A 13,947-nucleotide genomic window follows, 5' to 3' on the forward strand; every position below is an offset into this window, starting at 1 on the left:
TAAATTGGGGGGGCTGACCATGAAAGCCAGAGGAATTATTTTATCATTAATTAGTATTCTGATATGCGCGTTGATGTTTCTTAGCGGATGCAGTGGTGGTGGAAGTGATTCGCCATCATCGACAAAAGCGATTACCGAATATTCTCTAAACGATATTGCCGGAACGATCAATGAAACAGAGAAAACAATAGCAGTTACCGTGCCTGTTTCAACAGATCTATCGTCTTTAGTGGCGACATTTACCACAACCGGTACCAGCGTCAAAGTGGGTTCAGTCGATCAGAAAAGCGGAACGACGGCAAATAACTTTACCAATCAGGTAGTTTATACAGTAATAGCGGCAGATACTTCGACACAGGATTATATAGTAACGGTAACCGTGGCACTATCATCGGAAAAAGCCATTACGGCATTTTCTCTGAATGGATCTGTCGGAGCGATCGATGAAACGAACAAGACTATAGCTGTAACCATTCCTAGCGGCACATATCTAATGGATTTGGTGGCGACCTTTACAACGACCGGCGTCAGTGTCAAAGTTGGTTCAACCATTCAGGTAAGCGGGACAACGGCACATAACTTTACGTCGCCCGTGATATATAAGGTGACTGCGGCGGATGGAACAACCGTTACCTATACTGTTACAGTAACCCCTTGGTATCATCCGTCAAGTCTCTCCGATAACATCAGCCCCGATGGGCAGGATGCTTATTTCCCGCAAGTAGCGATGGACAACAAAGGCAATGCCGTCATTGTCTGGCAACAGTCCGACGGATCCTATGATCAGATATTCAAAAGTGAGTATAGAAACGGCGTTTGGACTCACCCGTCAAGTCTCTCTGATAACATAAGTCCTGATGGACAGCATTGCCACTTGCCCCAGGTCACAATGGACAATAATGGCAATGCTTTAATCGTCTGGTATCAATCCGACGGCACTAATTTTCAGATATTCAAAAGCGAGTATAGGAAAGGCGTCTGGACTCATCCGACAAGCCTTTCCGACAGTATCAGCCTTGACGGTCAGACGGCCTACAATCCTCAAGTGGCGATGGATAACAACGGCAATGCTATTATTGTATGGCAACAGTCTGATGCCTCCATGTATCATGTTTATCATATATTCAAAAGCGAATACAGAAGCGCCATATGGAAGCATCCGACAAGTTTATCCGACAATATAAGCCCCGACGGGCAGAGGGCTTGGAACCCTCAAGTGGCAATCGACAACAACGGCAATGCCATAATCGTCTGGTATCAATATGACGGTTCAACCGGCGCGTTTGAGGTATTTAAAAGCGAATACAGAAGCGGCGCATGGAAGCATCCGGCAAGCATTGCCGACCATATCAGCCCCGACGCAGTTAATTCATTGAATGTCGTTCCACAGGTAGCGATGGACAATAACGGCAATACCATTATTGTATGGGGTCAAACTAACGGCGCCACGGAACAGGTATTTAAAAGCGAATACAGAAGCGGCGTATGGAAGCATCCAGTAAACTTATCCGACAACATCAGTCCTGACGGAAAACCTGCATGGAATCCTCAAGCCGCAACAAACAATAACGGCAACGCTGTTGTTGTATGGTGGCAGTATGACGGTACCAATCATCAAATATTCAAAAGCGAATACCGCTGATTAGTATTATTGTTTTTACCCGAGGAGGGAGTAAAAATTTTCTACCCGATTTTTTTAATTGATGTTTTTATTAATTTAACGTAGTCACATTGGCGTAAGTAGTGATCCGAAAAAGAGGAGGCCGTTTAGCTTAACAGTTTCCGTTGTTTTTTCGGGGCATATGAAAACCAAAGCCCACACACAAGGAGATAAAAAATGAGTAACGGCGGACCCAAAATAGCGGAGATTAAAATTGATCCCAACAACCTCTACAAGGAAGAAGCATTTACCGATCTGACTTTCGCCACAATCAGACGACTTACGCCCGTAAAGATTGACGGCTCGCCGGACGAAAGCCGAGAACCTATTTTTACCGGCATGACCCAGCTTATGTCACCCAACGGTCCAATTCCTGTTCAATGCCTTATTGAAGGCGCAAAGACTCTTAGCGAAGCGGTGGATAAACTACCGGCAGCCATTGATAAAACTGTTCAGGCGATGATTGCCGAGGCTAGGGAAATGGAACGGCAAGAAGCATCGAAAATTATTGTTCCCTAATTCCAAGTTCCTTCTTCGGCTAACTTTGTTGGCATAGCCTGCCCCGGCGCAGGCCGGGGTCGGCTTCCTCGACGTATTAGTTATACGCCTGCGGAGCCTCCTCCTTGCCGCCGCGTTATCCTTTGAATGAAACTTGGAATAAAGACTTTAAAATAATTTTATTTTAGTCTTTTATCCATTCCTACAAATCCGCAATCCGGTTGGTAGCAGGTCACGTTCAGAAATTCGCATTTTTGCTTACAGGAAGGGCATATTTCCGGCGGCTGAATTTCTACAACTGTATTGCCGCAATTACTGCATTTCCAGGTATTTTCGGGAACGGGTGTTTTTTTGTCAGTCATTGCCGTATTTTCTCCTTATTGCTTTTTCATAAATCCAATGTAAAAATAACAAGATAGATATTTTTTCACTTACGTAACGAATGTACTTGATATTATACCTTACTTTCGGTAAACGAATATACTATTTTTATTCGGAGCAACGTAATGCCGAAAAACACCAAAAAAAATGATCTGGCGGGATTGACTCTGTTGGGCAAACCTGCAAAACCTACGCGCAAGCTGGAGACATTTCCTAATCACAACGACAGCCGCGATTACGTGGTCACTCTGCAAACAGAAGAATTTACCTGCGTCTGCCCTAAGACAGGACAGCCTGATTTTGCTAAAATAAAAATCCAATACATACCGGACAAGAAAATTATAGAATCCAAATCGTTGAAATTGTATCTTTGGTCTTTCCGCGATGAAGGCGTTTTCCACGAACATGTTACCAATATAATTCTTGATGATCTGATCGCTGCACTCAAACCCCGCTGGTGCAAGGTAAGCGCGGAGTTCGCCGTGCGGGGCGGTATCGGAATCACTGTTGATGCTGAATATAAAAAATAATCCCTTATAAGGAAAGGAAAATAAATGGGAAAAAGAACAGATATAAAAAAGGTTTTGATTATCGGCTCCGGGCCTATTGTTATCGGTCAGGCTTGCGAATTCGATTACTCGGGAACCCAGGCCTGTAAGGCTTTGCGCAAACTCGGTTATAAAATAGTGCTGGTAAATTCTAACCCGGCGACAATCATGACCGATCCGGGCATGGCTGATGTCACTTATATTGAACCTCTTAATTTACAGGCATTGACGGAAATAATCGAAAATGAAAAACCGGATGCGATCCTGCCAAACCTCGGAGGCCAGACCGGTCTTAATTTAACTTCCGAACTGCACCGCAAAGGCGTTTTAAAGAAACACGGGGTCAAGGTAATCGGCGTTCAGGTTGACGCCATCGAACGCGGCGAAGACAGAATCGCGTTTAAAGAAACCATGAACAAACTGGGCATCGAAATGCCGAAGAGCGAACCAGCCGTTACCGTGGAAGAAGCGGAAAAGATCGCCGCCAAGCTCGGCTATCCTGTCGTTATTCGTCCGGCCTACACCATGGGCGGAACAGGCGGCGGCATGGTTTATAACCTGGAAGAATTGCGCCTCATCGCCAGCCGCGGCATTTCGGCAAGTCTCATCGGACAGATCCTGGTGGAAGAATCGGTAATCGGATGGGAGGAACTGGAACTGGAAGTCGTCCGTGACGCGAAAAGCCAGATGATTACCGTCTGCTTTATTGAAAACGTTGACGCTATGGGAGTGCATACCGGCGATTCCTACTGCACAGCACCCATGCTGACCATTTCTCCCGAACTGCAAAAACGACTGCAGAAATATTCTTACGACATTGTGGAAGCCATTCAGGTAATCGGCGGAACCAATGTCCAGTTCGCGCATGATCCCAAAACAGACCGCGTAGTGGTCATTGAAATCAATCCGCGCACTTCACGTTCTTCGGCGTTGGCATCGAAAGCTACAGGTTTTCCCATTGCGCTTATTTCTTCTATTCTCGCTTCCGGTGTGACGATGGATGAAATTCCTTACTGGCGCGACGGCTCTCTGGAAAAATACACGCCGTCAGGCGACTATGTCGTCGTGAAATTCTCCCGCTGGGATTTTGAAAAATTCCCCGGCGCAGAAGACAAACTGGGCACGCAGATGCGCGCCGTCGGCGAAGTCATGAGTATCGGTAAAAATTATAAAGAAGCCTTTCAAAAATCCATCCGCTCTCTAGAGAAAAAACGCTACGGTTTGGGTTTCGTCAAGGACTTCAATACAAAATCGTTGGAAGAATTGTTGGAAATGCTTTCCGAACCATCCAGCGAAAGACAATTCATTATGTATGAAGCTCTGCGCAAAGGAGCTTCAGTGGAAAATCTTTCCGCCAAAACATATATTAAAAAATATTTTATCGAACAGATGAAGCAACTGGTAGAACTGGAAGAAAAGATTCTTAAATACAGGAACAAGAAACTGCCCGATGATTTGCTGATTCAGGCGAAAAAAGACGGCTTTGCCGACCGTTACCTGGCGCAAATTCTGGAAAAGAAGGAAGATGAAATTCGCAAACAGCGCCTTTCCTTAGGAATGACTGAATGCTGGGAAGCAGTGCCAGTCAGCGGAGTAGAAAATGCGGCTTATTATTTTTCCACCTACAACGCGCCGGATACAGTTTCCGTAACCTCCAACCGCAAGATTATGGTTTTGGGCGGCGGACCTAACCGAATCGGACAGGGAATCGAATTCGATTATTGCTGCGTGCACGCAGCATTCGCCCTGCGCGACGAAGGAATCGAATCCATCATGGTCAATTGTAATCCGGAAACTGTTTCCACTGATTACGACACTTCCGACAAACTTTATTTTGAGCCGCTCACAGTGGAAGATGTTTTGAGTATTTACGAAAAAGAAAAACCCGAAGGCGTTATCGTCCAATTCGGCGGACAGACTCCGCTCAATATCGCGGCGGATCTGGCAAAAGCCGGAGTAAATATTATCGGCACATCGCCCGAAACTATCGACCTGGCGGAAGACCGCGACCGTTTCCGCAAAATGATGGATAAGCTGGGCATTCCCATGCCTAAATCCGGCATGGCCAGCAATCTGGAACAGGCGCTCAAAGTTGCGGGCGGCATCGGCTACCCCTTGATGGTTCGTCCCTCTTATGTATTAGGCGGACGCGGCATGGAAGTTGTGCATGATGAAGAAATGCTCAAACGTTATGTCAATGCGGCCGTCGGCGTCACACCGGATAGGCCGATTCTGATTGACAAGTTTCTGGAAAACGCCATCGAAGCCGAAGCCGACGCTATCTCGGACGGTACGGACGCCTTTGTTCCGGCAGTGATGGAACACATCGAGCTTGCCGGTGTCCATTCCGGTGACTCCGCCTGCGTTATTCCGCCGGTCAGCATTCCCTTGCGCCATATAGACACAATTAATGAGTACACGAAAAAAATTGCTGTAGAGTTCGGCGTAGTAGGATTGATGAATATTCAGTACGCTATTGCGAATGACATCGTTTATATTCTGGAAGCCAATCCCCGCGCATCGCGCACGGTGCCTTTGGTCTCGAAGGTTTGCAATATTTCCATGGCTCGTCTGGCAACGCAAATCATGCTGGGCAAAAAACTCAAAGACTTGAAACTGAAAAATAAAGTCTTCCACCATTTCGGTGTGAAGGAAGCGGTCTTCCCCTTCAATATGTATCCTGAAGTTGATCCAATTCTGGGACCGGAAATGCGCTCCACCGGTGAAGTTCTGGGACTTGCCGATTCCTTCGGCCTTGCTTATTACAAAGCCCAGGAAGCGACACAACAGAATCTTCCTTCGGAAGGCACTGTTTTGATTACTGTGGAGGAAAAAGACAAGGGCGGCGTTCTGGAAGTCGCCCGCGCGTTTAAGAAAATCGGTTTCAAGATCAGAGCTTCGGAAGGCACTTACAATTTCCTGAAAGACAATGGAATAGCTTCTGAGAAAATTCTAAAAATGCATGAAGGAAGACCCAATATTGTTGACGCCATCAAAAACGGCGAAATTCAACTGGTGATTAACACTCCGGCGGGACGCCTGAGCAAATACGACGATTCCTACATCCGCAAGGCGGCGATTAAATACAAGATACCTTATATAACCACTATCGCGGCGGCGGTTGCCGCGGTGAAGGGCATTGCCGCGTTCCGCCAAGGGCATGGCCGTGCTAAATCTCTGCAAAGCTATCATGCGGAAATAAAGTAACGTAAAATTATTGCCGGATTCCTGATTCCGGGAATCCGGCAAAGTCTCAAAATCACCTGATTTCAAAATCTAATATTCTCTTTTTATTTTTGCTGAAATAAAGTAAAATCATGTAAACGTTTCGAAAAAGCCAATTGGGCATATATTAAACCTTAGCCGTTAATTTACGACGAAAGAGAGATAATTATGTCACCCGATTTATGGTCTCTTTATTCACTCATGCTTAAGTCCCGCTTGTTCGAAGAAGCCACAGCCAAACTCTGGCACGAGGGTTTGATCTCCGGCGAGATGCACCTTGGAACAGGCGAAGAAGCAATTATCGCCGGTGTCGTTTCCCACCTCAAAGATGGCGATGCCATGGCATTGGACCATCGCGGCACTGCGGCAATGCTCATGCGCGGCATAGAACCTGTGCCACTCCTTCGCGAATTTCTTGGTTACAAAGACGGCCTTTGCGGCGGCATGGGCGGACACATGCACTTGTTTTCCAAAGAACATCTGGCCGCTTCCTCGGGAATCGTGGGCTCCGAAGGACCGGCCGCAGCTGGTTTTGCCCTGGCAGCTCAATGCTTGCGTCCGGGAGCAATTGCTGTTGCCTTTTTTGGTGATGGCGCCATGAATCAGGGAATGTTGATGGAGTCGATGAACCTTGCTGCGGTTTGGAAACTGCCGGTATTGTTTATCTGCAAGGACGACGGATGGGGCATAACCACCAAATCGGAAAGTTCGACTGGCGGAGATTTGAATGAGCGGGCGCGTGGCTTGGGAGTCCCCGCGGTTGATATTGACGGATGCGATGTCTCGAAGATGTGGGAAGCTGCAGGAATAGCGATTGAACGAATCCGTTCAGGCCAGGGGCCAATTTTTCTCCATACCAAATGTGTTCACTTCGAAGGCCATTTTCTGGGATTTCAACCGATAAGAATCGTACGAGATCCCTTAAAAGAAATGCCGAAAGTTGCCATCGGCCTTACAAAGTCAATACTGCGATTTGACGGTGCTGCTATACGCGAGCGAATTGCCGGTTTAAAGAATGTTATGTCTTCCGTTATCTCAACACTGCGCGACCCGCGACGTGATCCAAACAATGATCCAATTACTCGCACCCGCGTGTCCTTACAATCAGAGCCGACAAAACTGAAAGAAATGGAAGACCAAATGGAAAAAGATATAAATAATATTTTGACAACCGTACTTGGGGAGGTGCAGTAATGAAAACAATGTCTTTCATACAGGCTGCTGATGACGCTCTTGCCCAGGCTATGGCTGAAGATCCTAACATTGTTGTCTTTGGCGAAGATATTCCGTTGCTCAGGCGTGACCTTCTGGTGCGCTTTGGACCTAAACGCGTGAGGGGAACGCCGATCAGCGAAAGCGCTTTTTTAGGGGCGGGGGTGGCAGCTGCCATGGCTGGATTACGCCCGGTTGTGGAAATGTATATGGTGGATTTTCTCGGAGTGTGCTGGGACGCTCTGCTCAACCATGCCTCTAAAATTGAAGCCTTTTCAGGAGGAAAATGGACCGCGCCTGTTGTGGTGCGCGCTCCTTGCGGCGGAGGATACGGCGACGGCGGCCAGCATGAACAATCTTTGTGGGGTATGCTGGCGCATATTCCGGGACTGACAGTAATGGTTCCGTCTACGCCCGCTGATGCTGGTGGCCTGATGCTGGCAGCGTTAAAACATGATGGTCCTGTTATTATCCTCGAGCATAAACTTCTTTCAGAGACATGGCTAGAGTTCCTGGGATCAGGAGCGCGAGAAACCGTTCAATTTGATATCCCTGCCGAGGGAACAAAGGGAGAAGTGCCGTCTAAGTGGGAACCAATTCCCATCGGCAAAGCCGTTCTTCGCCGGGAAGGAAGTGATGTAACAATTGTCAGTTTAGGTCTAAGCGTGCACCGCGCTCTGGAAGCCGCAAAAACTCTGGAGACTGAAAGAATTTCAGCGGGCGTGCTGGATTTGCGAACCGTCTCTCCGTTGGACAAAACGGCAATCTGCAAAGAAGTTAAAAAAACCGGACGTCTTTTAGTGGTTGATGAAGATTATGAAACTTTTGGTCTTTCGGGTGAATTGTCAGCGATCATTTTGGAGGCTGGCATTGCCTGCAAATACGCCCGTGTCTGCACTCAGACAAGCATCCCTTACAGCCGTAATTTGGAAGATCAGGTTCTTCCTAACGTGCAACGTATCTGCACAAGTGTCCGCCAGTTGATGAAATGATTATTATAAAAATATCAGGGAAACGACTATTAACACCAATTTTTAATTTTTTTCCAGAAAATCCAGTTCCTGTAAAATTTCTCTGGCCCTCTGAACATCTTCGGCTTTAACCAGCAGGCGAGCGTAAGCGCCCGCCCAGCCGATAAGAATTGGACTTTCTCCTTCAAAAATATACGTGATGCCCTCACCGTCAAGAACAGATTTTATGAAAGCTATATCGCCCTGTTGATAAGTAGAATAAACTTCAACGAGATTGACATAACTCACTTCTTCCATAAGTTCCGGCGGCTCTTCAGCAACCAAATCTGTTCCACAATCGGTGCACTTATAAAAACCTTCTCTGTATTCGCTTTTGCATTTGGGACAGAACATATTATTTGCTCACATATTTAGCAATTTATGGCAGATACACACCGGTCCCTATAAAATAGTCTGTCCCTGGAATAGGTTCAACATAACCCAGTTTTTTCTTTTCACCTTTTGTACCGGGCTTCACCCAATAGAATTCGACGAATCCGCCACCTTTCTTTGCGGCTGCACTCAATTCGCGAATAACATATTTCCCTTTTACATCTTTATGATCATAAAGATTCTTGCCCTGTAAATCTTTTTGTGTCGCGTGAGCAATATTCACGCACTTGAAATCATAACCATAAAAATATCCCGAGTTATCCGGATAAAAACGTATGGGACTGACAAAGGCGCGGATCAGAACAATACGTTCGTCTGCAGTCTTCACATCTTTTAAAATTTCACCTAATCCCAAAGCGGTTGCATGTACGACTGTTTTTGCTATTTCTTTGTAGCATTTGATAGATTTGTCTTTATCTGCCGAAAAACAAGTGTTTGTGTTGATGGAAAAAAATACAGCTATAAGCAATATAGTTGCTCCAATTATTCCATAACTTTTAAAACTTTTCTTCATCATGGTAATCTCTCCTTATTGTGTTGGCGGTTATTGTTTTACTTCCTTATATGCCACAACAATCCAATCGTTATTAAAGAAGTGAATTGTTTTCCAAACAGCCTGCTTCTTTACGACATTTTTTGTTCCTTGAGCCTGAAAAATATAAAATCCTTTCCCCTTGTTCTTTTTAATCATCTTCTTGCCCAGAGAAATCAAGTCAGGATAATCTTTATAAAGAGGATCGGAAAAGATGTTCAACCCGATCTGGATCACATCTGTTTCATAAAGAATCATACCGTCTTTCTGCATTACCCAGCATTTTACCCCGAATTCCTCTTCAATTGACGCCGCAACAGAATGAATTACTTCGTCCGGTTTTACCAGTATGCTGACAGAACCAAGAAACTTCTTTCCTTTTGAAAATATAGGGTGTTCAATATCAATCGATTTTATGCCTTCGACGGAAAGGAACAAATTCCCCATGCGTGGTTTTTTTGTCTTCATCATTTTAATGATAGCTTCCTGCTTAGAGATATCTGAGCCTTCATAACGACGGTATTTGCCTGGTTCGATAATTTTCATAACACCTTTATTATCAATGAATGCGGAATCGATTACAAAAGGTTTGCCTTCATTGACATTTTTCTGAAGAAGCTTTCTTATTTCAGTTTCATTATTGATTCCAATCTTTCCTGTTTCCTTCGCGACAAGAGAAATAGTATTACCTAGATTATTCAGGATACTCAAGATGCCTGTTTCGATTCTTGAGGCTGCATTGTTTAGATTATTCTCGGCAAATACCTGTCCCGCTGTGGAAAAAACCAGGCATGCTATAATAACAAGCGCAAGACGTTTCATATATCCCTCCTTATTTTTTATTGAAAACAAAAATTATCCTTTTCAAGAATGACAAAAACCAGCACAGTAATATTATATGTTTTGCCAGGTATCATTGCAATTTTTCCTCAGAATGAATATGTGCCCGACGAGAAAGGGACGCTTGCCATTCCAGCACAAATTTTCCATTTTTCATTTTCTTTAACAAGCGTCAGAGCGTAACGAAAAAGCGTTTTCACTTTTTCCTCATCATTCTTATAAGAAACAGGCATTTCAACAATCACGCAGGCAAGCGTTGGAGAAGCTTTAACATAGAGATTGCGACGCTTGCCCCAGCGGATATCACTCATGCTTTCGAAATCCTTTTTGAAGGCAGCTCGAACATCCTTAGTTGTTTTAAAAATTTCGTTGTCATTAGTGCCCAGCACCATTATTGGTTTTGATTTTGTCAGCACGGCCAGGCATCCCTCGATATCTTTTTTCGAGTAACTGTTGAGAAAAATTGTAACAGCTTTCAACGCAGCATTTTCCTCCTTAGTCATTGTTAACCTCCTTCTTTTGTTGGTACAGTGTTTTAAAATGCATAATATTAATTAACAATACCTGTATTGATTTGGCGATTAATAATTATTTGAGTCGAAAACCCGTTGTCAAATGGCTTTAGAAACACAAATACGGTAATGAAGATAGGCAACAAAACCATCCGGCGTAAGTTGAAAAACATTTTCTATTTCTCCAAACTGTCCCTTGACCCTGCCGCAAATTTTCTCCAACGATTGCAAATCGAGCCCGTATCGCTGTCCCAGTGCTTCAGAAGTTAATTTCAGTGGCGGCGCTGGACATGTATCAATCATTTGCCAATCAGTAATTGCCATATTATCGTGCAGTTCACTGATTGTAGGATACCATTTTTGAGTACGCATTTCTCTATACAGAAAATTGATACAACGGGCTTCTTCCGCATTTTCAAAGCAGGCGGTTTGATGGATGAAAATTTCATTTTCCCGAGCCTGATTGCGAATGTGACGCAATATAGAAATCAGTCCATCCTTGCCGAAATAATGCAACACCGATCGCATAATGAAAAAAACATTTTTATCGATGGAGGTCAGATCATTTCGGCTAAAGTCGGAAATCGAACGATTTACGCAAAAGATACCGCTTTTTCCCATTGCTTCCAGTTGAGTTTCGGAGCAGTCGAGATTTACCGGAATTATATTTGTCGTTATGCCCTTCGTAATCAGTTCCAGGAGTATAAAACCAGTTCCTCCTCCCAAGTCCACCAGCAAATCCGTATGCGACCCTAAAAGATACTTGGTTATAGTCGCTACAAGAGGATGAGCGATAACGGAGCTTGAAAAATATCCTTCATGCATTTCATTCCATTTTTGTCCGTGAACGCCTATTTCGCGATTTATCTGTTCATTTATATTCATATGCAACCTTGTCCATCAATTAATGTAGTAATGATACCACAGGAATCATACGTGTCAATCTGGTTCACAAGAGCTATTGACTGCTCGATAACCTTCGGTTAGAATGTCACATTAAATTTATCTCAGTTGTTCAAACACGAGAAAGAAATAAAATTGATGCTAATAAAAAGGAGGGGAGATTATGGAAATAATAAGTTCGTCGTTTAAACATGAAGATATGCTTCCAGCTAAGTATGCCTATGAAAATCAAAATGTTTCGCCGTCACTTTCCTGGAGCGGTGCGCCAAAAGAAACTAAAAGCTTCGCGCTCATCTGCGATGATCCCGACGCGCCCGTAGGTACCTGGGTACATTGGGTAATTTTCGATATACCGGCAAATATTAACTCTCTGCCGGAAAATGTGTCTAGGCAAGAGGAAATTGCGGGGACAGGGAAAAATGGCAAAAATTCTTACGGGAATTATGGCTATGACGGCCCTTGTCCTCCGGGCGGCACGCATCGTTATTATTTTAAGTTGTATGCTTTGGACACCATGTTGAATCTTAAAGCGGGATTAACAAAAGAAGATTTGCTCGCAGCAATAAAGGGACATGTGCTGGCGGAAGCGCAGGTTATGGGCAAATATAAAAGATAATTCCCCAATTTTAAAGGAAGTTTTCGCCATATTGGCGAAAACTTTCGGCAAGGTAAAGGTCTATTAATTATGCGCTCCCCTCAAAGGGATGCGCTTCCGATCAAAGCGCTATTTTTGTTGGCACAGCCTGCCCCGGCGTCGGCCGGGGTTGTCGGCTTCCTCATCATCTTTGATTTAGAAATGGGGATATGGAATAGGGGATGATATCATTAACATTAATGGCCGCATGATGATCTAAGCTGGCTTTTTGCCATCTACAAATAATTGCTCAATCCGGCGACGATCAATTTTACCGGTGGCTGTTCTGGCTATTGAAGAAACAATTTTAATGCGACGGGGAACTGCGTAAGGTTCCAGCATATCAATTAAAAGCTTTTTTACGTGGGTTTCAGTCAGATCACAGGCAATGACCGCTGCAATTAAACTTTCCCGTCCTTTATCCGTTGGCATCGCTATCACAACAACGTCGCTGACTGTAGGCAATGTTTTTATTTTATTCTGTACATCCAACAGGTCAACTCTTTTTCCGGCGACTTTTACAATGCCGTCGGCTCTGCCCAGAAGAACAAAACGGCTATCCTTGTCTTCACGTGCATCATCACCGGTCATACAGAAACCATTAGCATCACGTTCCATTTCTGACGAAGCAAAATCGGATTTAACAGACAACCTGCGGCCAACCAACTTCCATGATACAACATCAAAAGCCTTCCAGCTATCTGTATACTCACTAATACAGCGCGCAGCAATGCCGCCTGTTTCCGTGGAACCGTAGATTTCCGTAATTCCCACTCCTGTTTTTTTTAGGAAATACAAACCATCGGAACGATTCAGAACACCGGACGAAGAAAACGCGATTTTGAGAGAAGGAGCGGACAAATTATCAACTTTCAGGGCGCGGTAATGAATGGGCACGCTGACCAGGACAGACGCTTTATGTTTATTGATCGTGGAAATAATTTCCTGCGGGAATGTATAAATATCCGGCAGTACCCGCGCATGAGCGACAAGGGGAACCAGAACAGAGAAAAGCAACCCATAAATATGATAAGGCGGAATAGTGGCTACAAAAAGGTCCTTATCCGACAGAGCAAATTTTTCCTGCAAATAAAAAGCTTCCGCTAATAGATTTCGTGGAGTTTTAGACCAGACTTTCGGTTTGCCTGTTGAACCGCCGGTGAAAAGACGTAAAAATGGTTTGTCCGGATCGCGGACTAACTCCGATTTAATGTTTTCTATTGCAGCGGTAACCGGTGTTATTACTTTTACACCCATCGGCATTTCTTCCGGCTGATCAGCAATGGCAAAGTCAAAACCTACAGCATCATACATTTCCGCCAGAGCATGAGCGGACAAGGAATAAGGCAGAATTAGCTGACAGGAGCCGGCCAGTGAGGCCAGTACGCAAGCGGCGGTAACCGCTTTGTTTGTGGTGCAAAGGCAAAGAGTTTTTTCTGTGCCGTGACGTGCCAAAGTTTTCTTAAGGCCTGCGGCCAATTCAAACACATCGTTGTAACTGTATCCGGAAGAAGTAAAATCTTTCTGAAGAAAAGTTTTGGATGGCACCAGAATTTTTTTGTATAATTTGATAAAAGAATCTTTTTTTGCGTCGGTCAT

14 protein-coding genes are annotated in these 13,947 nt (G+C 44.6%); 7 read left to right on the top strand and 7 right to left on the bottom strand.

Annotated elements, in window-relative coordinates:
• Window positions 1-19: 19 nt before the first annotated feature.
• Together CVU62_03400 and CVU62_03405 are read left to right on the top strand one after the other, a co-directional pair.
• Window positions 20-1,642, top strand: a complete 1,623-nt coding sequence (locus tag CVU62_03400; protein ID PKN39252.1) for a hypothetical protein — start codon at window positions 20-22, stop codon at window positions 1,640-1,642.
• Between the two features lie 195 nt (window positions 1,643-1,837).
• Window positions 1,838-2,179, top strand: a complete 342-nt coding sequence (locus CVU62_03405; GenBank protein ID PKN39253.1) for a hypothetical protein — start codon at window positions 1,838-1,840, stop codon at window positions 2,177-2,179.
• A 158-nt stretch (window positions 2,180-2,337) separates the two neighbouring features.
• Here CVU62_03405 and CVU62_03410 read toward each other — a convergent pair whose 3' ends face one another.
• Window positions 2,338-2,520, bottom strand: coding sequence for a hypothetical protein (locus CVU62_03410; GenBank protein ID PKN39254.1), 183 nt, complete (start codon window positions 2,518-2,520; stop codon window positions 2,338-2,340).
• A 144-nt stretch (window positions 2,521-2,664) separates the two neighbouring features.
• Between CVU62_03410 and CVU62_03415 the strand changes: the two genes are divergently transcribed.
• The 4 genes from CVU62_03415 (at window position 2,665) to CVU62_03430 (ending at window position 8,516) form a co-directional block, all read left to right on the top strand.
• On the top strand, window positions 2,665-3,069 hold the full coding sequence (locus CVU62_03415) for an NADPH-dependent 7-cyano-7-deazaguanine reductase QueF (GenBank protein PKN39255.1): 405 nt from the start codon (window positions 2,665-2,667) through the stop codon (window positions 3,067-3,069).
• Between the two features lie 24 nt (window positions 3,070-3,093).
• Window positions 3,094-6,294 (top strand): carbamoyl phosphate synthase large subunit, encoded by a 3,201-nt coding sequence (locus CVU62_03420; GenBank protein ID PKN39256.1) that lies wholly within the window; start codon window positions 3,094-3,096, stop codon window positions 6,292-6,294.
• 186 nt (window positions 6,295-6,480) lie between these two features.
• Entirely contained in the window at window positions 6,481-7,506 is a 1,026-nt protein-coding gene (locus tag CVU62_03425; protein PKN39257.1) for a hypothetical protein, read from the top strand.
• The gene (locus CVU62_03430) at window positions 7,506-8,516 is read left to right on the top strand and encodes a pyruvate dehydrogenase (GenBank protein ID PKN39258.1); all 1,011 of its coding nucleotides are present in this window, start codon (window positions 7,506-7,508) and stop codon (window positions 8,514-8,516) included. The genes CVU62_03425 and CVU62_03430 overlap by 1 nt, the downstream gene beginning before the upstream one ends.
• Before the next feature lie 42 nt (window positions 8,517-8,558).
• Here CVU62_03430 and CVU62_03435 read toward each other — a convergent pair whose 3' ends face one another.
• The 5 genes from CVU62_03435 to CVU62_03455 all read right to left on the bottom strand — a co-directional run bounded on the left by CVU62_03435 (window position 8,559) and on the right by CVU62_03455 (window position 11,696).
• Entirely contained in the window at window positions 8,559-8,888 is a 330-nt protein-coding gene (locus CVU62_03435) for a hypothetical protein (GenBank protein PKN39259.1), read from the bottom strand.
• A 25-nt stretch (window positions 8,889-8,913) separates the two neighbouring features.
• Window positions 8,914-9,444, bottom strand: a complete 531-nt coding sequence (locus CVU62_03440) for a C50 carotenoid epsilon cyclase (protein ID PKN39260.1) — start codon at window positions 9,442-9,444, stop codon at window positions 8,914-8,916.
• A gap of 27 nt (window positions 9,445-9,471) precedes the next feature.
• Entirely contained in the window at window positions 9,472-10,281 is an 810-nt protein-coding gene (locus CVU62_03445; GenBank protein PKN39261.1) for a hypothetical protein, read from the bottom strand.
• A gap of 107 nt (window positions 10,282-10,388) precedes the next feature.
• The gene (locus tag CVU62_03450) at window positions 10,389-10,802 is read right to left on the bottom strand and encodes a hypothetical protein (protein PKN39262.1); all 414 of its coding nucleotides are present in this window, start codon (window positions 10,800-10,802) and stop codon (window positions 10,389-10,391) included.
• A gap of 108 nt (window positions 10,803-10,910) precedes the next feature.
• On the bottom strand, window positions 10,911-11,696 hold the full coding sequence (locus CVU62_03455) for a hypothetical protein (GenBank protein PKN39263.1): 786 nt from the start codon (window positions 11,694-11,696) through the stop codon (window positions 10,911-10,913).
• 181 nt (window positions 11,697-11,877) lie between these two features.
• Between CVU62_03455 and CVU62_03460 the strand changes: the two genes are divergently transcribed.
• Window positions 11,878-12,330, top strand: a complete 453-nt coding sequence (locus tag CVU62_03460) for a YbhB/YbcL family Raf kinase inhibitor-like protein (protein ID PKN39264.1) — start codon at window positions 11,878-11,880, stop codon at window positions 12,328-12,330.
• Window positions 12,331-12,564: 234 nt separating this feature from the next.
• On the opposite strand, the gene CVU62_03465 is transcribed toward CVU62_03460, so the two are convergent.
• Window positions 12,565-13,947 carry a hypothetical protein gene (locus CVU62_03465; protein PKN39265.1) on the bottom strand — a complete coding sequence of 461 codons (1,383 nt, stop codon included), beginning with the start codon at window positions 13,945-13,947 and terminating at the stop codon, window positions 12,565-12,567.

It is taken from the genome of Deltaproteobacteria bacterium HGW-Deltaproteobacteria-2, from assembly GCA_002840505.1.
GTDB lineage: Bacteria > Desulfobacterota > Syntrophia > Syntrophales > Smithellaceae > Smithella.